19 protein-coding genes are annotated in these 18,640 nt (G+C 53.9%); 7 read left to right on the top strand and 12 right to left on the bottom strand.

Annotated elements, in window-relative coordinates; genetic code table 11:
- Positions 1-219: 219 nt before the first annotated feature.
- The 5 genes from ACPGUT_RS00495 to ACPGUT_RS00475 all read right to left on the bottom strand — a co-directional run bounded on the left by ACPGUT_RS00495 (position 220) and on the right by ACPGUT_RS00475 (position 5,699).
- Entirely contained in the window at positions 220-1,080 is an 861-nt protein-coding gene (locus ACPGUT_RS00495; protein WP_423988226.1) for a D-amino-acid transaminase, read from the bottom strand.
- A gap of 4 nt (positions 1,081-1,084) precedes the next feature.
- On the bottom strand, positions 1,085-2,050 hold the full coding sequence (dgcA, locus tag ACPGUT_RS00490) for an N-acetyl-D-Glu racemase DgcA (protein ID WP_423988224.1): 966 nt from the start codon (positions 2,048-2,050) through the stop codon (positions 1,085-1,087).
- A gap of 9 nt (positions 2,051-2,059) precedes the next feature.
- Entirely contained in the window at positions 2,060-3,061 is a 1,002-nt protein-coding gene (gene dgcN, locus ACPGUT_RS00485) for an N-acetyltransferase DgcN (RefSeq protein ID WP_423988222.1), read from the bottom strand.
- 470 nt (positions 3,062-3,531) lie between these two features.
- Positions 3,532-4,197: a DUF4328 domain-containing protein gene (locus ACPGUT_RS00480; RefSeq protein WP_423988220.1), complete on the bottom strand. Its 666-nt coding sequence runs from the start codon at positions 4,195-4,197 to the stop codon at positions 3,532-3,534.
- A gap of 248 nt (positions 4,198-4,445) precedes the next feature.
- Positions 4,446-5,699 (bottom strand): MFS transporter, encoded by a 1,254-nt coding sequence (locus tag ACPGUT_RS00475; protein ID WP_423988218.1) that lies wholly within the window; start codon positions 5,697-5,699, stop codon positions 4,446-4,448.
- A 563-nt stretch (positions 5,700-6,262) separates the two neighbouring features.
- On the opposite strand from ACPGUT_RS00475, the gene ACPGUT_RS00470 reads away from it, so the two are divergent.
- Positions 6,263-7,222 carry an L-malyl-CoA/beta-methylmalyl-CoA lyase gene (locus ACPGUT_RS00470; protein WP_423988216.1) on the top strand — a complete coding sequence of 320 codons (960 nt, stop codon included), beginning with the start codon at positions 6,263-6,265 and terminating at the stop codon, positions 7,220-7,222.
- Here ACPGUT_RS00470 and ACPGUT_RS00465 read toward each other — a convergent pair.
- The 3 genes from ACPGUT_RS00465 to ACPGUT_RS00455 all read right to left on the bottom strand — a co-directional run bounded on the left by ACPGUT_RS00465 (position 7,219) and on the right by ACPGUT_RS00455 (position 9,072).
- On the bottom strand, positions 7,219-7,578 hold the full coding sequence (locus ACPGUT_RS00465; RefSeq protein WP_423988214.1) for a DUF1801 domain-containing protein: 360 nt from the start codon (positions 7,576-7,578) through the stop codon (positions 7,219-7,221). The genes ACPGUT_RS00470 and ACPGUT_RS00465 overlap by 4 nt on opposite strands.
- 34 nt (positions 7,579-7,612) lie before the next feature.
- Positions 7,613-8,464 (bottom strand): AraC family transcriptional regulator, encoded by an 852-nt coding sequence (locus ACPGUT_RS00460; protein WP_423988212.1) that lies wholly within the window; start codon positions 8,462-8,464, stop codon positions 7,613-7,615.
- A gap of 77 nt (positions 8,465-8,541) precedes the next feature.
- Positions 8,542-9,072: a hypothetical protein gene (locus ACPGUT_RS00455; RefSeq protein ID WP_423988210.1), complete on the bottom strand. Its 531-nt coding sequence runs from the start codon at positions 9,070-9,072 to the stop codon at positions 8,542-8,544.
- Positions 9,073-9,335: 263 nt separating this feature from the next.
- Here ACPGUT_RS00455 and ACPGUT_RS00450 point away from each other — a divergent pair, with 263 nt between their 5' ends.
- The 3 genes from ACPGUT_RS00450 to ACPGUT_RS00440 all read left to right on the top strand — a co-directional run bounded on the left by ACPGUT_RS00450 (position 9,336) and on the right by ACPGUT_RS00440 (position 13,008).
- Positions 9,336-10,301: an acetyl-CoA carboxylase carboxyltransferase subunit alpha gene (locus ACPGUT_RS00450; RefSeq protein ID WP_423988208.1), complete on the top strand. Its 966-nt coding sequence runs from the start codon at positions 9,336-9,338 to the stop codon at positions 10,299-10,301.
- Positions 10,302-10,448: 147 nt separating this feature from the next.
- The gene (locus tag ACPGUT_RS00445) at positions 10,449-12,167 is read left to right on the top strand and encodes a tetratricopeptide repeat protein (RefSeq protein WP_423988206.1); all 1,719 of its coding nucleotides are present in this window, start codon (positions 10,449-10,451) and stop codon (positions 12,165-12,167) included.
- Positions 12,157-13,008, top strand: a complete 852-nt coding sequence (locus tag ACPGUT_RS00440) for a 4-(cytidine 5'-diphospho)-2-C-methyl-D-erythritol kinase (RefSeq protein WP_423988204.1) — start codon at positions 12,157-12,159, stop codon at positions 13,006-13,008. Before ACPGUT_RS00445 ends, ACPGUT_RS00440 begins: the two co-directional genes overlap by 11 nt.
- Positions 13,009-13,013: 5 nt before the next feature.
- Here ACPGUT_RS00440 and ACPGUT_RS00435 read toward each other — a convergent pair whose 3' ends face one another.
- Positions 13,014-14,009, bottom strand: coding sequence for a polyprenyl synthetase family protein (locus ACPGUT_RS00435; RefSeq protein WP_423988202.1), 996 nt, complete (start codon positions 14,007-14,009; stop codon positions 13,014-13,016).
- Positions 14,010-14,073: 64 nt separating this feature from the next.
- Here ACPGUT_RS00435 and ACPGUT_RS00430 point away from each other — a divergent pair, with 64 nt between their 5' ends.
- From ACPGUT_RS00430 to ACPGUT_RS00420, 3 genes are all read left to right on the top strand, one after another.
- The gene (locus ACPGUT_RS00430) at positions 14,074-14,304 is read left to right on the top strand and encodes a DUF2007 domain-containing protein (RefSeq protein WP_423988385.1); all 231 of its coding nucleotides are present in this window, start codon (positions 14,074-14,076) and stop codon (positions 14,302-14,304) included.
- Positions 14,267-15,049 carry a tRNA1(Val) (adenine(37)-N6)-methyltransferase gene (locus tag ACPGUT_RS00425; RefSeq protein ID WP_423988200.1) on the top strand — a complete coding sequence of 261 codons (783 nt, stop codon included), beginning with the start codon at positions 14,267-14,269 and terminating at the stop codon, positions 15,047-15,049. Before ACPGUT_RS00430 ends, ACPGUT_RS00425 begins: the two co-directional genes overlap by 38 nt.
- A gap of 136 nt (positions 15,050-15,185) precedes the next feature.
- Entirely contained in the window at positions 15,186-15,353 is a 168-nt protein-coding gene (locus ACPGUT_RS00420) for a YdcH family protein (RefSeq protein ID WP_423988198.1), read from the top strand.
- Positions 15,354-15,464: 111 nt separating this feature from the next.
- Here the strand turns inward: ACPGUT_RS00420 and phbB are convergent, their stop codons facing one another.
- The 3 genes from phbB to ACPGUT_RS00405 form a co-directional block, all read right to left on the bottom strand.
- Entirely contained in the window at positions 15,465-16,187 is a 723-nt protein-coding gene (gene phbB, locus ACPGUT_RS00415; protein ID WP_423988197.1) for an acetoacetyl-CoA reductase, read from the bottom strand.
- Between the two features lie 161 nt (positions 16,188-16,348).
- Entirely contained in the window at positions 16,349-17,524 is a 1,176-nt protein-coding gene (locus ACPGUT_RS00410) for an acetyl-CoA C-acetyltransferase (RefSeq protein WP_423988195.1), read from the bottom strand.
- Between the two features lie 165 nt (positions 17,525-17,689).
- On the bottom strand, positions 17,690-18,598 hold the full coding sequence (locus ACPGUT_RS00405) for an EAL domain-containing protein (RefSeq protein WP_423988194.1): 909 nt from the start codon (positions 18,596-18,598) through the stop codon (positions 17,690-17,692).
- Between the last annotated feature and the right edge of the window lie 42 nt (positions 18,599-18,640).

Here is an 18,640-nt window from a genome sequence, read left to right as displayed (position 1 = left end):
AACTCTGATAAAATGCCCCTTAACCAGACCGGCAATACGCAGATTGTCAAGGGCAACACATGTATTGAATATGAAGAAACCCTTCTGCTTTGCACAGCAGCTTGTTTCAACCAGGCCAAGCGTCCCCTGAGGGCTGCGGGGTGTCACAGGCGCAATATATCCGCTTGCGCAACACGGGTGGGCGGGAGCAGCCCGAAGGGGACGCTCCCACCGGTCTTATCAGATCGCGGACTTGCGCATCTCATCAATATAGATCTCGCGCAGACGTGGGGCCACAGAACCTGGCGTGCCATCGCCCAGCGCCACGCCGTCGATCTCAATCACAGGCATAACAAAGGCTGACGCTGACGTCGTAAACGCCTCATCCGCGTCTTTCGCTTCCTCAATGGTGAACAGACGTTCTTCCACTTCCATCTGCGCTTCACGCGCAAAGCGCAGAACTGCCTCGCGCGTAATCCCATGCAGAATGTCATTGGACAGCGGGCGTGTGATGATCTTGCCGCCTTTGACGATATAGGCGTTGTTCGATGTGCCTTCGGTCACATGACCATCTTCAATCAGCCAGGCATCATCACAGCCTGCCGCTTTCGCCATCATCTTCGCCATGGACGGGTACAGCAGTTGCACGGTTTTGATGTCACGACGGCCCCAGCGGATATCATCCACGGAAATGATCTTCGCGCCCTTTTTCGCCACAGGGTTATCCGCAAGACCCGGCTTGTTCTGGGTGAACAGAACCAGCGTCGGTTTCGTTTCTGCACCCGGGAAAACAAAATCACGGTCGCCATCAGCCCCACGGGACACCTGAAGATACACCAGACCTTCATCAATCCCATTGCGCGAGACCAGCTCACGATGGATCTCAAGCAGTTCTTCCGGCGTGCAGGGGGCAGCCATATCCAGCTCGCCCAAAGACCGCCACAGACGCTCCACATGCCCGTCATAGGCAATCAGTTTTCCGTCAAGAACGCTGGTCACCTCATAGACCGCATCCGCAAACAGAAAACCGCGATCAAAGATGGAAACCTGCGCTTCTTCTTCCGGCAGATACTGCCCGTTAACATAGACTGTGCGGCTCATGTGATTACCCCCAAAGTGCGACCTCGGGTGCGTGGACCCCGGCCTCGTCAAATTTCAATGCGTGATCTCGGTCTTCCGCCAACAGAAGCGGCCCGTCAAGATCTGTCACCATCGCACCCTGCGCAACAATCTGCGCCGGCGCCATGGCCAGGGATGATCCGACCATACAGCCGACCATCACTTTATAGCCATCCGCAAGGGCAGCTTCGCGCAGTTTCAGGGCCTCGGTCAGGCCACCGGTTTTATCCAGCTTGATGTTGATCACATCGTATTTGCCTTTCAGCCCGGCCAGACTGCCACGGTCATGACAGCTTTCATCCGCACAGACCGGCAGCGGGCGCTCAATCTCAGCCAGCATATCATCCTGACCGGCTGGCATTGGCTGTTCAACCAATTGCACGCCAAGACGCACAAGATGTGGGGCGAGTTCTGAGTACACCTCAGCAGACCAGCCTTCATTCGCATCGACAATGATGTTGGATTTCGGCGCACCCGCACGCACGGCTTCAAGCCGTTTCATGTCGTCTTCCGTGCCAAGTTTAATCTTCAACAATGGGCGATGTGCATGTTTCGCCGCGGAAGCACGCATTTGATCCGGTTCCGCCAAAGACAGCGTATAAGCTGTGATCTCAGGCGTTGGGACCGCAAGACCGGCCAGTTCCCAAGCGCGTTTGCCCGCACGTTTGCATTCCAAATCCCAAAGCGCACAGTCCACCGCATTCCGCGCGGCCCCTGCAGGCAGAAGATCATAGAGATCCTGGCGCGTGAAACTGTCGGGCAAACCGTTGATTTCCGCCGTCACAGAGTCCAGCGTTTCATCATAACGCGCATAGGGCACACATTCGCCCCAGCCTTTGTGGGAGCCATCATCAAGATGACAGGTCAGAACCCGCGCCTCTGTGCGCGAGCCCCGTGAGATTGTGAACACTTCCGCCAAGCGGAAGGTATCGGCTGTGACAAATCTTTTCATGCGACTGTCTTACAGTGCATTCAAAGCGTCGACCAGACGTGCCGCACCCTGACGGAACGGATCCACCGCAGGCAGGCCCATTTTGCTTTCAACGTCTGCCAGATAGGCCACCGCATCGTCTTCGGACAGGTGCTGTGTGTTCACGGAGATACCGACAACCTGACAGTTCGGGTTGGACATTTTCGCCATAGGCAGCGCGATTTCACGCAGCGCTTCCAGCGTTGGCACATCACGGCCCGGCAGACCACGCATGTGATCGCGGGTTGGTTCGTGACACAGGATCAGCGCATCGGGCTGACCACCGTGGATCAGTGCCATGGTCACACCGGAATATGAGATGTGGAACAGGCTGCCCTGGCCCTCAATGTGGTCCCAGTGATCCTCGTCATTGTCAGGCGTCACATATTCCACAGACCCCGCCATGAAGTCGGCAATCACCGCATCCAAAGGCACACCATCACCGGTGATCAGAATGCCGGTCTGACCGGTCGCGCGGAAGGAAGAATTCTGGCCACGGGCCTTCATTTCCTTATCCACAGCCAGGGCTGTATACATTTTTCCCACAGAACAGTCTGTGCCAACCGCCAGGCAACGCTTGCCTTTGCGCTTCACACCATTTGCGATCGGATATTCCACCTCAGGCACGCGCACGTCATGCAGTTCCTGACCACAAGCCTTGGCCACAGCCACCAGATCTTCTTCGTCGCGCAGCAGGTTGTGCAGGCCGGACGCCAGGTCAAAACCTTCTTCCAGCGCCTGAACCAAAACCTTCTTCCAGGCTTTGGAAATCACGCCGCCCCGGTTGGCAACGCCGATCACCAGGGTTTTCGCGCCAGCCGCTTTGGCTTCTTCCAGGGTCATGTCGGTCAGGCCAACATCGGCACCGCAGCCTTCCAGACGGAACTGGCCAACGGCATTATCCGGGCGCCAGTCTTTGATGCCCTGGGCCACTTTCGCAGCAAGCTGATCCGGTGCGTCACCGAGGAAAAGGAGATAAGGCGTTTTGATCATGAGAGCCCCCAAAGAGTGTATGTGACCGGTTCCCCGGTTGTGTAGCTGATGCAGTATCCTCCCGCCTCACGCGAATTTCTTCGCAAGATGTGCTGCTTTTTCAGGATCAACGGTGGAATTTCCGGCATTTTCCGTAAATCACTCGAAGATTCTTTCACAAAATCGAAGCTCAGGTTCGGATTTTACGAATCTTCCCGCAATAACGACGCATTCTTGCGTGGCCCTGCTCAGGATATGCTACTCGATCCCATAAACAGGATATCGGGGGGGCCACATTGCAGAACAGTGACGGCCAGAAACTCTTCGCAGGTGGTGCTTTGTCAGGCCACCTGGCTTTTCCAAAAAGAATTATATTACACATCGGGTGATGTAAATTTCGACAATCTTACATCGACAAAAACACTGTTTTGTACGAACTGCAATACAGTGCATTTGTCTGTAGAAACTTCCGCCAATTGATCAGCTAGAGGCTAAGGCATCTTTTTCGACGTCTGATAATAGTTAACCAGTCGCAAAAACATAATCCCCCAAATCGGGAAGAGCATACAGGTAATAGTTGAAAGAGTAAGCATAGTATCCACCATTCCCGCGCTCATGTATTCAAGCTCTGCTTTTCCTCTAATCCAGAGTGATTTGGAAATACAATACGCCAGCGTAAAGTGAACAATGGAGAACCCCCAAAAGGCTAAGTCGAACCCTTCATAATCGTACTGCGCGGGATCTTTCCCGTGTTCTTGTGCCTGTTGTATTTTGAACAAGATGATGAGGGGCCAAACCATGTTCGCGAACGGAACGAACCAAGATATTGGCAGAGAACAGAATTTTCGTCTTGAGGCAGGTTCGTTTTGAGTGGCGCTATAGATGCGAAATGACCAGATCGCTATAACGACACCCAGCACCATCATGGTGGAACAAAAGGCCATCCAGCAATAGAAGCGGCTCATGACATCACCCCAAGGGCGATAGAAAGGTATTTCGCCAGACAAAACTGAATTCAGAGCTATTTCCTGGCGCGCTCCGTGAAATGAAGACAGGCCCCAAACTGATCCCCGAACCCATCCCTCAAAGCGCAACCCCAAGAGGATGAAAACGGTTCCAATAACACACAACACTTTGATACTAAAACGTAAACTCACTACATATTCCTAATTACACTACCGATTACCCCTGCACTTTCAGCTCAATCTATCTCAGGATGGCCGGCTATACTAGGGTGGCTCCCTATCAATTAGGATGTTCCGATGAAAATTACCCGTTAAACATACACAGTAATCACCACCAGCACTAAGCGCGGCGCGCTGGCCCAACACACCTGCACAAACGGAAACGGCCTGATTGGAGCTTAAAAGATATACAATCACCCGGGAATCAACCCCTGCGCGGGTTAATCTGCTGCCTGCTCTTCGGCCTCTTCCGCCGCTTCCGCCCAGGCCTCCGCCTGCATCACGCCGCCATGGGCCGCGCCAATCACGCCCATCGCCTGCATATCGACCGTGTCCTCCGGCGCGTCTTCCTGAATGCGACGGGTCACGCCCCAGACAACAACGGCGCCACAGGTCACCGCCAGCAGTACCTGCAAGCCGCGCCCATCCAAAAGCGAAATCATGTTCGGCCCGATCAGCGTACCGCCCAAAAGCCCCAGATTCAGCAAAAACACCATCGTCCCGCTGGCGGGCACAATCTGTGCAGATCTCAGCTGGTCATTGGCGTGCGCCACCAGGATGCCATAGGCGGGCAACGTCGCCGCCGCCACCAGGGCAAATCCCCAGGTCACGACAGAGGGGCGCATATCCACCGCCAACCAGACTGCCCCGACGATCCCCGCCAATGCCAACCCAATCACAACAAGCCGCCGATCCATCCGGTCCGACAGCCAGCCCATCGGGTATTGCAACACGGCCCCCGCAATCAGCGCCACCACCAGCGCGCCCCCCGCCTGGGCATTGGTGAACCCCTGGCGCAGGGCGTATAGCGGCAGGGAAATATACCAGGCCGCCACGGCAAAGCTCATCAATACAATCCCGATCACCGCCATGGGCGAGACCTTCATCAGTTTTGGCACGGGCATACGTTCCGGCGCTTCATATTCCGGTGCGCGGATGTTGCTTAACAAAAGCGGTACGATCGACAGGGAAATCAGGATCGACACGAGCGCGAACAACAGGTTCCCCGACGGGTCCGGCAGACCCACCATCGCCGTGCCCACCGCGGGACCCGCCAGTTGGATCACCAGATAAACCGACAACACCTGCCCGCGAATTTTATTGTCGGATTTGGCATTCAACCAACTTTCGCTAATCACATAAAGCCCCGGATAACAGAACCCGCCCAGAAACCGCATGGCGGACCAACTGAAAGGATCGCCGGTCAAAAGGTGAATAATCGCAGCAATAGACACGAGTGAGGCCAGCGCCGAGAACGCCCGGATATGCCCGACCTTCTCAATCAAGCGCGGTGCCACAATCGTGCCAATCAGCGCGCCCAGCGGATAAGCCCCCTGCATGAGCGAGATCGTCAGATCACTAAACCCAAGCCCCGCACCCCGGATCGTCAGCAAAGTCGCCAGCAACCCATTGGCCACCATCAACATCATCATGGCCGCAAACAGGGCCCAGTTTTCAAGCAGTGCGCGTTTCATGAATGTCCCGGATATCGTGAAGTTTTATCCGGTTCTCGCAGGGACTAACTGACAGGTCGCCTCTGTTTCCGACATGGGGCGTGGCGGTTTTAGATGCAGATTTCACCGTAAGTACTATGAACAACATCCACTCCAGCCCAAAGTTATATCACGGGTGGGATCGGTTGAGGCCGTCCATCATAAGAATCTGCTTTGGGCTGGCCCATAACTGGAGACAGAGGCTGCCCGATACAGCCAAAGATCGGAGGCGCCCAAACAAAATCACGATACGAACAAGGTGGCTGAAGGCGCTTATACTCATTGCGTTTGGTCACCTCATAGCGCGAACAGCTACTTAGGAGAATGACTAGAGAAATTCCCAGAAATGTGAATCTCATGATCATCTTTATTCCTTTTTCTCCTAAGGCGACCAGATTCTTCTGACAGCAACCCAATATTAAACAACGTACCACTCTCTGATGCCCTGTAAAGTGCTGCACCTGCAAAATCCACTTGATGCTACGCACGCAATATTCTACCGATAGCGCAACGCAATGCGAAACATCATTACCAGGAGAAACGCCATGTCCTTCCGCCTGCAACCCGCCGCCCCTGCCCGTCCAAACCGTTGTCAGCTTTTCGGGCCTGGCTCTAACACCAAACTGTTCGCCAAAATGGCCGCCAGTGCAGCGGATGTGATCAACCTTGATCTGGAAGACAGCGTTGCGCCCTCCGACAAAGACTCTGCGCGGGCAAATGTGATCGAGGCGATCAACACGATTGATTGGGGCAATAAAACCCTAACCGTGCGCATCAACGGCCTTGATACCCCTTGGTGGTATCGCGATGTTGTCGATATTTTGGAACAAGCGGGCGATCGTCTGGATCAGATCATGATCCCAAAAGTTGGCTGTGCAGCAGATGTTTACGCCGTTGACGCGCTGGTCACCGCGATTGAAGCCGCGAAAGGCCGCAGCAAACGCATCAGCTTTGAAGTCATCATCGAATCCGCCGCAGGCATCGCGCATGTGGAAGAAATCGCCGCATCTTCCCCGCGTATGGAAGCCATGAGCCTGGGTGCCGCAGATTTCGCAGCCAGCATGGGCATGCAAACCACGGGCATCGGTGGCACGCAGGAAAATTACTATATGCTGCGGGGCGGCGAAAAGCATTGGTCCGATCCTTGGCACTGGGCCCAAGCCACGATTGTCGCCGCCTGTCGTACACATGGCGTGCTGCCCGTGGATGGTCCCTTTGGCGATTTCTCAGATGATGAGGGTTACATCGCCCAAGCAAAACGGTCTGCCACTTTGGGCATGGTTGGCAAATGGGCGATCCACCCGAAACAAATCGCGCTGGCAAACGAAGTCTTCACCCCAAGTGAAGAAGCCGTGACCGAAGCACGTGAAATCCTCGCGGCAATGGAACAGGCCAAAGCCAACGGCGAAGGCGCAACCGTCTATAAAGGCCGCCTTGTAGACATCGCGTCCATCAAACAGGCCGAGGTGATTGTCGCCCAATCCGAGCTGATCGCGAATAGCTAAGATTTCAAATGATAGGTTAATGCATATTGTATCAGGCCGGACACATGTTCTGGCCTGATGTCATTTACGGTCGAAAACAACACCGCGCGATTGCCATCAAAACGATACTGCGCCTCATGCCACGACCGAAAAGCCGGGATCACCTGGCTTTGGCAATGCGCGAATAAGGCAAAGTCACCCGACTTGTGAAGGCCCAGACGCAATGTCGTTGCAGCCTTGCGATCAGGCGTCAGATAGGCCGGTTGTCCCCAACGTAAAGTTTCTTCCAACCGGCCAATCTCGGGCAGATTATGCGCCACATCAAAAATGATGCGACGCAACTGCAAAAGCCCCTCAACGACCCGATCAGGGAACATATCAAAGGCCTCTTTCACTTCTACTGATTGGAAATCAGGCAAGTGGCACACAGATATCTGTCAGCAGATCTTCCGGCGCAACTTCCATCGGGGAATTCAGGTAGATCTCATAACATGGTGCATCTGCAGGATCGCGACCTGATGTCGCCAACCATTCACCAAACAGATATTTATAAGCCGTTTCAAGCCCCGCATAAGGGCCTTTGAAACGCAGACGGGCAATATCTCCCCCATCGACAAACAACACATCCATACCTTCTGGCACATCGGCACCCGGCGTCAGGATGAAAGCAGCATGGGATCGCAATTCAGCCTCGGCCACAACGCTGGGGTCATCGTGATACATGGCCAAAACACCCCGCACATTTGGCCAGTATCCCCGGCTTTCGGCAATTGCGAAGATCTTTTCAAATGCATGGCCAATTTCCATATAGGGCCCGCGATGTTCCAGCGCCGCCAGACGCATGTCCTCAGTCTTATCAATTTCAACAGTATACACGGTTTCATGTCCTTTCAGATCCGGACGGGGTCGCCCAACTGGCACCCCGCGTTTGCGAAACTGAAGAGGCGTAAATCCGAAGGTTTTACGAAACACCCGCGAAAAGCTTTGACTGTTCTGATAGCCAACCTCGAGGGCGATTTTCGCCACAGGCCAGTCTTTTTTCAAAAGCCAGCACGCCGCGCGATACATGCGTAAACGCAGCACTGCATCATGACAGGTTTCACCGGTCATTGCATGAAAGACCCGGTGCCAATGAAAGCGGCTCATGGCGGCGACATCCGCGAGCTTGTCCAGTGACAGATCCCCGCCCGGATTATCGTGAATGTAATCCAGCACCCGCAGAATGCGTTTTTCATAGGCGTTCGGCGTCATTAGCTGATTCATTGTCTGCTCCTCAGTTTCGAAACCGTCGTGCCACGATCTTACACGACAAATCTTGCTGAGTTACAGATCTATTCTGCTTATTCCCAGCCCGCCTTACAGGCCCCGCCGGACATGCATGCACGCACCTGGCGCACATTTGAACGTGTCGCCGGATAACTACCGCCCGGGCAATCCCCGGTGGTGAAATCATACCCATCATCGGTTTTGCGCAGGAAATAGATCATGTCTTCACTGTCCTGTTCCGCAGTGCGTGTTCCGATATCATCACAGACATCAATATTTGGCCAAAGGCGACAGCTCTGACGAAATTCAATCTCTTCGTTAAACGCAGTTCTGAACCCGCGTCGCCCGGCAACTTGGCCTTCGAATTGTGCAATGTACGATTTATATTCGAAATCATGCTGACCTTCGGCCTCGCGGCCCAGTTCCCATGGTTGTTCCTGAACCGTGGCGCGCCCAAGTACAATAACATAGGTGTCATCCGCTGCATCTGCCGCCTGAAAATTGCTGGCAACATCCGCAGGCATACAGCTAAGTGCAAAAAGGGGGGCCGCGGAAACAGTCACAACACCCGCAAAGACAGCAGCAAACAAAAAACCGATACGCATAACAAAATCCTTCTGTGGTCTTGTTTTAATGTCGGCCTGCCGGGTGATTCCAACAAGGGGGAGAAGGCATCACGCTTTCCCCGGGCCAGCCAGAAACCTATACTTTCAAGACCTTCCTTGCCCAAAGCCCCCATTCACCGGCAGAATAACACCGCACGTTTGGCATGATCCTGCGACCTCAGTTGCAAATTTCCTTCCCCGGCGTCATATAGGTGTTTGAACCCGCATTGCGCGGGAAATCCGGATGTTTAACAGGGGCACCCATGGCCAACTATCTTGAATTCGAAAAACCTCTGGCAGAAATCGAAGCCAAAGCGAGTGAACTGCGCGCTATGGCGCGGGCCAGTGAAGATAAGGTTGATATCGAAGACGAAGCAGCGGCGCTGGATCAAAAGGCGACCGACATGCTCAAATCGCTTTACGCGGATCTGAGCGCCTGGCGCAAATGTCAGGTCGCACGTCACCCCGATCGCCCACATTGCATTGATTATGTCGACGCGCTGTTCACCGAATTCACACCCCTTGCCGGTGACCGGAACTTTGCCGATGACCACGCCGTCATCGGTGGTTTGGCCCGGTTTGACGGTCAGCCTGTGATGATCATTGGCCATGAAAAAGGCAATGACACCAAATCCCGCATTGAACGTAACTTTGGCATGGCCCGCCCGGAAGGGTATCGCAAAGCGATCCGCCTGATGGAAATGGCTGACAAATTTGGCATCCCAGTAATCGCACTTGTCGATACGCAGGGCGCATACCCCGGCAAAGGCGCAGAGGAACGCGGTCAATCTGAGGCCATCGCACGTTCCACCGAGAAATGCCTGCAAATCAAAGTGCCTCTGATCTCTGTGATCATTGGCGAAGGCGGATCCGGCGGCGCTGTGGCTTTTGCAACCGGCGATAAGATCCTGATGCTGGAACATTCCGTTTATTCCGTGATCTCACCGGAAGGCTGTGCATCGATCCTGTGGAAAGATGCGGGCAAAATGCGGGATGCGGCCGAGGCCCTACGCCTGACCGCCCAAGATTTGGAAAAACTGGGCGTGGCTGATGTTGTCATCCCGGAACCCCTTGGCGGTGCGCAACGTGACCGCACAGGCACAATGGAATCTGTTGGCCGTGCGATTGCCGAACAGCTGAAAACCCTAGGCAAGAAAAAGCCTGCCACGCTGATCAAAGATCGTCGCAAGAAATACATAGATCTTGGCGACAAGGGCCTTGCGGCCTGATCTAAAAATCAGACACGACACATTCCCCCGGCCCTTGGTCGGGGGTTTCTGTTTCCGCCCGAAATGCCTGTTATTACGGCCTGCCATTGCCTTTCTGTGTCTCAGCACCTAGCTTATCCAATGTGATCTGACAAAACCGGAGTTCCCATGTTCAGAACCCTCAGTGCGGCGTTACTTGCAAGCGTTATGATCCTGCCCACGGCTGCGCAATCTGAAGGGCTTGCGGGCTCTTATTTGGCGGCACGTCAGGCCAGCTTTTATTCCGACTATCAGCAAGCCGCTGATTGGTATATCCGCGCCATAACACAAGATCCGGAAAATCCCATCCTGCATGAAAACGCCCTAACCGCATGGATCGGGCTGGGAGATTTTGAACAGGCTATTGAGATTGCTGAAATTATGCGTGGCGCGGGTTTTGACACCCAGCAGACCAGCATCATTACAGTGGCGGATCTTGGTGCGCGCCAGGAATTCCAGAACCTGATCGATATCTATGAAGGCCCGGTGAACATCGGTCCGCTTGTGGATGGTCTGGTCGTGGCCTGGGCACAGGTTGGGGCCGGTCAGATGACTGTCGCCCTTGAAGGGTTTGATGCGGTTGCAGCTGATGAATCCACCCGGGCATTTGGCCTGTATCACAAGGCCTTAGCCTTGGCGCTGGTCGGTGATTACGAAGGCGCAGATGCCATCTTTTCCGGCAAGGCCGAAGGCGCGCTACCGGCCACGATCAACGGCATCCTTTCGCACGCAGAAATCCTGAGCCAACTGGAAAGAAATGACGACGCGCTTGAACTGCTAAACAGCATTTTCAGAGACTCTTCTGACCCAATCATCATCAGCATGACAGAAAAACTGGAAGCAGGCGAAGCCCTTCCGCTTTCTGTGGCAACCAGTGCATCTGAGGGCCTAGCTGAAGTGTTCTTTTCTGTCGCCGGGGTGCTGGAAAACGAGGCATCTGCAGGCTATGCACTGCTGTTCTCCAGAGTATCCGAACATCTGAACCCGGCTTCGGTTCCGGCGATGTTGCTGTCCGCATCCTTGCTGGAAGAGCTGGAACAATATGATCTCGCGAATGAGGCCTATGATCGCGTGCCACGCAGTCACCCATCATTCCACGAAGCCGAAATCGGACGTGCTGACGCCTTGCGCAAAGCCGGAAACGAAGACGCCGCGATTGAAGCATTGAAACAGCTCTCCGAAACCCGGTTTGATCTGCCCGTGGTGCACACCGCCTTGGGCGATGCGCTGCGCGCGATGGAACGTTTCGAAGAAGCATCCGAAGCCTATGACCGTGCAATCGCCTTGTTCACAGAACCCACGCCTGGACATTGGGGCGCCTATTATACCCGTGGCATCACTTTGGAACGCCAGGACCGCTGGGAAGATGCCGAAGCCGATTTTCGCTATGCGCTGGAACTGGCCCCTGATCAGCCATATGTGCTGAATTACCTTGGATATTCGCTGGTTGAAAAGCGTCAAAACCTTGATGAAGCGCTAGAAATGATTGAGAAAGCCGTCGAAAGACGCCCTGACGATGGCTTTGTCACAGATTCGCTTGGCTGGGTTCTGTACCGCCTCGGCCGCTATGACGAAGCCGTTGTGCATATGGAACGTGCGGCGGAACTTGAACCGGTTGATCCGGTTGTTTCTGACCACCTGGGCGATGTGCTATGGGCGGTCGGACGCAAACGCGAAGCAGAATTCCAGTGGCGACGCGCCCTATCTTTTGTCGACCCTGATGATGTAAACGGCGAAGCAGACCCAGACCGTATGCGCCGGAAAATTGAAGTGGGGCTGGATTTGGTTCTGGAAGAAGAAGGCAGCGAACCCCTTGCCTTGGCCGGTGAAAACAGCAGTGATCTCTGAACGCTTTGACGCGGGATTTGCCCCCGCAAAAATCAATCTAGCACTGCACATCACCGGACAGCGTGCGGATGGGTATCATCTGTTAGACAGCTTAGTGGCGTTTGCCACGGTGGGCGACCAGCTGCATGCGCAATCTTCCTCTGAATTTAGCCTGTCCATCAGTGGCACCGAGGCTGCCGGTGTACCTGAAGACGACAGCAACCTGATCCTGCGCGCAGCACGCCTGTGTGATGGTCCATCCATGCGGTTTCACCTGGAAAAACATCTGCCCACCGCATCTGGTATTGGCGGTGGTTCCTCTGATGCCGCCGCCGCTGTGCGCCTGATGAATGCCCAATTTGATCGCGCGCAGATGCTTGCACTGGGCGCGGATATCCCGATGTGTCTGACCCCGGTTACCGCCCATGTTCAGGGGATCGGGGAAAATATCACCGCAGTGCCTGATATGCCGGATATGCATGCTGTTCTAGTCAATCCACGCATTTCTGTGTCTACACCCGCCATATTCAAAGCACTGACTTCAAAAGACAATTCACCGATGTCGGAGATCCCCACGCATCCGGATGACTTTTTGCCTTGGCTTGCTGATCAGCGGAATGATCTGCAGAAACCTGCAGAGAAGCTGTTTCCTGAAATCACCCATGCCCTATCAGAGATGCAAAACACCCGCCCTGATCTAACCCGCATGTCCGGCTCAGGTGCCACCTGTTTTGCACTTTATACAACCGCAAACCAAGCCCGGGCAGCGGCACAAGATCTTCTACAGGCACACCCTGATTGGTGGGTGAAATCCTGTATTTTGGGATCGATAGAAACCCAAAATACAGGTCAGAACGGATAGACCTATCAGCGCAGGCGGGACACCACGTAATCTGCAATATCTGACAACATATCACGCAGTGCATGCGCGGGCAGAACAGACAAGGCATCTTTCGCTGTATCGGCCCATTTCAAAGCTTCGGCACGGGTGTCTTCCATCGCGTTGTGCTTTTTCAAAAGCTCCAGCGCATGTTCAAGATCACCGTCGCGCTGATCACCTTTTTCGATCGTGCGTTTCCAAAAGTCTCGCTCAGCAGCGTCTGCTTTTGCAACCGCCTTGATCACCGGCAAAGTCAGCTTACGTTCCCGGAAATCATCGCCGATATTCTTACCGGTTGCATCAGAGCCCCAGTAATCAAGCAAATCATCCACGATCTGGAAACTGATCCCCAGCGCATCACCAAAATCAAACAAGGCCTTGGTGGTTGCGTCATCTGCACCCGCAATCACACCGCCAACCTCTGTCGCGGCAGAGAACAATGCCGCGGTTTTACCACGTACAACCTGCAGATAGATGTCTTCCGATGTGGACAGATCCTGGGCTGCGGTCAGTTGCAGAACTTCGCCCTCGGCAATTGTCGCAGACGCATTTGCCAAAATATCCAAAACCCGAAGGGATCCAGTTTCAACCATCAGTTGGAAGCTGCGGGAAAACAGGTAATCACCAACCAGAACACTTGATTTATTGTCCCACAGCAGGTTCGCGGTCGGACGCCCACGGCGCTGACCACTTTCATCCACCACATCATCATGCAACAGGGTTGCGGTGTGAATGAATTCAACCGTCGCGGCCAGTTTCACATGGTGATCGCCGCCATATCCACACAGATGTGCCGCCGCAAGCGTCAGCATCGGGCGCAGACGCTTGCCACCGGCTTCGACCAGATGTGCCGTCACTTCCGGGATACGGGGGGCATGTTCAGACGCCATCCGTTTGCGGATCAGCACATTCACCGCATCCATATCATCGGCCAGAAAGCGGGCCAGGCGGTCATGCGGTTTTACGGAGGCATCCATGGGCATCAATTCTCTGTTATTTGCGGCGGAACCCTCGACATTTTCGGGTGGGTGCCGTTATCACTTCAGTATGAAAGAACTCCTGCGTACCACTGACCCGACCATTATCGCATTCGCTCAGGCGCTCCTTCAGGGGGAGGGTATAGACTGCTTTGAAATGGACGTAAATATCAGCGTTCTCGAAGGGTCTATTGGCATATTGCCGCGCCGCCTGATGGTCCGCACGGATGATCATGCCCGGGCAGAAACTATCCTGAAAGACAATGATGTCGACTTTGGAATTACAACAGCATTTTCCTGACGGTCTGACCGATGACGGTTTTTTGTCCGGCCGGTTGCAGATTCTGCAACCGCGAAAAGGATATCGCGCAGGTGCAGACCCGGTTTTGCTGGCAGCGGCCTGTCCCGCAAAGCCTGGCGACCACATATTGGAAGCAGGGTGTGGCGCGGGTGTTGCGTCACTGTGTCTGGGGTATCGCGTGAAGAACCTGACACTTACCGGTGTAGAGTTACAGGAAAAATACGCGCGGCTGGCGCAGGAAAACGCGGGGCGGAATGATCTGGATCTTACGATTTACAACGCAGATATTTCCACAATCCCTGCGGAACTGAAGGCAAAGGTCTTTGATCAGATTATCATGAACCCGCCTTTTTTCGACCGCAGCCGTGGATCGTCCGCGCCGGACGCCGGAAAGGATATCGCCCTTGCCGGGGAAACGCCGACAGAAACTTGGATTGATCTTGCCGCGCGCCGCCTGAAACCAAAAGGCTATCTGACACTGATACAGGATATCCGGCGACTGCCAGATGTTCTTGCCGCAACACTGTCGCGCCTGGGCAGCGTGGAAGTTTTGCCCATCTCAGCACGCCAGGGGCGCAAAGCACATCTGTTTCTAATGCGCGCACGCAAAGAAGGCCGGGCAGATTTTATGCTGCATTCCCCTTTGGTCACACATCTGGGCGATCAGCATTTACAGGATGCTGAAAGCTACACCGATCAGATTCGTTCGATATTGCGCGATGGATCTATGCTTAAATTTCCCTAAATTAACATCTGGGTAATAATGTTACCAAATATATCGGCGGAATATCGTTTATCGATGCACATTTTCTGCGTTGCGACGTGACACGACTCAGATTCTATGCTGCACTGAAGCTATAACTTGGTAACGGAGGATCGCCATGAGTAAGAGTTCGCATATCCAGGAACTCCACCGTAAACACCAATCTCTTTCTGAAAAAGTTGACCAGGAACAACGACATCCTGCAGCTGACCCGATTGACATCGCGGCTATGAAGAAAGAAAAACTGCGCCTCAAGGAAGAAATCTCACGTCTATCCACAGCGTGACGGTATCTGCCGGGCGGGACTGACCACGACACTCACTCGCCCCGCAGAACAGGCGTATATAAACGAAAGGGCAGCCGAAAGGCCGCCCTCTTTTTCTGCTTACTGCTTTTCTTAGACGAAAAATTGCCCGCCATTGGCAGAGATGGTTGAACCATTAATGAATTCTGCATCATCGGACACAAGGAACGTCACGCAGCGCGCGATTTCTTCCGGGGTGCCAAGGCGGCCTGCTGGGATCTGGCTGATGATTGAATCGCGCACTTTCTCAGGCACGGCCATCACCATTTCAGTGCCGATATAGCCTGGGCAAATCGCGTTGGCGGTGATACCAAAACGTGCGCCTTCCTGCGCCAGAGATTTGGTAATGCCCAGATCGCCTGCCTTGGATGCTGCGTAGTTCACCTGAGCGAACTGGCCCTTTTGACCGTTAATTGAAGAAATCGTCACGATACGACCAAACTTGCGTTCGCGCATGCCTGGCCAAATCGGGTGGGTCATGTTGAAAACACCGGACAGGTTGGTGTCGATCACTTGCTGCCACTGATCACGGGTCATTTTATGGAAAGGCGCATCGCGGGTGATGCCAGCGTTGTTGACCAAAACATCAACCGGGCCCAGTTCCGCTTCGACTGCAGCAATGCCTTCTGCGCAAGCGTCGTAATCTGCGACAGACCATTTGAACGTCTTGATGCCCGTTTCTTCAGTGAACTTTGCTGCGGCTTCGTCATTGCCCGCATAATTCGCCGCAACGGTGTAACCCGCATTTTTCAATGCCTGTGAAATGGCTGCGCCGATGCCGCGTGTACCGCCGGTTACCAATGCTGTGCGTGACATGCCTGCTCTCCCTTACAAAAATCCAGTCAGCAACTCTGTAAAACATTTACTCATGCATACGCAACAATATTTCAAAGCAAATTGCCGCATTGCAGAAATAAAAACGCCGACAGGGTTCCTGTCGGCGTGATAACATACAAATTTAAAGGTATAATGACGCCCTAGCGTTCCACGCAAAGCGCCACGCCCATACCCCCACCAATGCAGAGAGTCGCCAGGCCTTTTTTCGCGTCGCGACGCTGCATTTCAAAGAGAAGCGTGTTCAAAACACGGCAACCAGATGCACCAATCGGGTGACCGATAGCGATCGCGCCACCGTTCACATTTACGATTTCTGGATCCCAGCCCATGTCTTTGTTCACGGCACAAGCCTGGGCCGCGAAGGCTTCGTTGGCTTCAACCAGTTCCAGATCTTTTGCAGTCCAGCCCGCTTTTTCCAGCGCAATCTTTGACGCATGCACCGGACCCATGCCCATGATGGACGGATCAAGACCGGCAGTCGCGTATGATGCGATTCGCGCCATTGGGGTGATGCCGCGTTTCTGGGCGTTCTCTTCAGACATCAGCAGAACCGCCGCCGCACCATCATTGATACCGGATGCATTTGCCGCTGTGACAGACCCACCATCGCGTACAAATGCCGGGCGCAGTTTTTGCATGGCTTCCATGGTTGCGCCGTGACGGATGTATTCATCCTGATCAACGATGATCTCACCCTTGCGGGTTTTGATGGTGAAAGGGATGATTTCATCCGCAAACTTACCAGCCTTTTGTGCCGCTTCCGCCTTATTTTGCGAAGCCACTGCAAAGGCATCTTGCATTTCACGGCTGATATCCCACTGGTTTGCCACGTTTTCCGCGGTTTGACCCATGTGATAGCCGTTGAACGCATCCCACAGACCATCGCGGATCATGCTGTCGATGTATTTCACGTCGCCCATTTTATGGCCTGCACGCAGATGCGCCACATGGGGGGAAAGTGTCATGTTTTCTTGGCCACCGGCAGCCACTATTTCAGCGTCGCCCAGCATGATGTGCTGTGCGCCCAGCGCCACGGTCCGCAGACCGGACCCGCAAACTTGGTTGATTCCCCAGGCAGAGCTTTCCTTTGGTAGGCCCGCATTGATATGCGCCTGACGGGCTGGATTCTGCCCCTGACCAGCCTGAAGCACTTGGCCCAGAATGGTTTCAGATACGTCACCTTTTTCAATACCGGCACGTTCCACAATTGCTTCCAACACTGCAGCGCCAAGATCATGGGCTGGCGTGTTTGCAAAGGCACCGCTGAAGCTGCCAACAGCAGTACGAGCTGCGGATGCGATAACTACATTTGTCATGTTTTGACTCCTCCGTTTCAGACGCCACCCTGTGCAAAGACCATGAAAACAGGGTTTCCCCGGCGTGATTGCGGCGAGGTTAGGAGGAATAAAAACACAAAGCAATGCAGTTGCAGAGAAAAACTCTCTGCAACGCAGCAATTCCATACTCAATCCGGATGTTTATCAGCCACTGGACCTTTGTTCCCCGGCGTTCCGCCAAACAGGGCTTTCCATGGATGGGCTGCCAAAATAATACCCCTGCAGGCAATCCACGCCGATATCCTGCAAAATTGCGATATCATCCTGGCTTTCCACACATTCCGCCACTGTGAACATATCAAAATGACGTGCAATTGAGACAAGCGCCCGCGTCAGCACCTGATTGTCGCTGCTCTGGGCAATTCCGGTGATGAATTGTCCGTCGATTTTAATCACGTCAAAGAAGAAGTCCTTGAAGAACCGAAAAGCTGTATAGCCCGCACCAAAGTCATCTAGGGCAAATGCGATTCCCTGGCTTTGCAGATCTGCCATGAAGCTGGTGACAAGTTCGGGCATCTGCATGGCCGAAGATTCAGTGATTTCTAGGATCAAGCGTTCGCCCACGCTATCATCCGACGCAAGGCCCGCATTCAGGGCGCGGATCCAAGGCGAATATCCAATAGAACGCGCCGACATATTAACAGACAGTCGTAATCCCGGATTATCCGCCAATGCCCGCAAGCCCAGTTCAATTGCCCGGCAATCAATCAGACGCCCCAATTCATTGTCTTCAATTTCCGAGATGAATTCTTTCGCAGGAATAACACGACCGGCATCATCCAATACGCGCACCAAGCCTTCGTAAAAGGCCACCTGCCCAAGTTGATCCGTCCGAACGACCGGTTGATATGCCAGGGCAACATTGCGCTGCGCCAAGGATTTTTGAACCATCTGAAGGATATTTCGCCTGCGATGTTCAAGGACCTGAGAAAACGGGCCGCCATGCATGCCGCCATCTCCGGTATCAAAATTCAGCTCATCACTTAACATCGCCAGATCCGGCTCCATACTACCGCTACGAAAGGCAACCTGCGCGAAAACCCTTAAGGGCATATGAACATTCGCCTTTACATCAAAAATGATTTAAATTTTGTG

This window comes from Halocynthiibacter sp. (assembly GCF_049608145.1).
Taxonomy (GTDB): domain Bacteria; phylum Pseudomonadota; class Alphaproteobacteria; order Rhodobacterales; family Rhodobacteraceae; genus Halocynthiibacter.
This window is presented reverse-complemented; position numbering and strand designations above follow the sequence as displayed.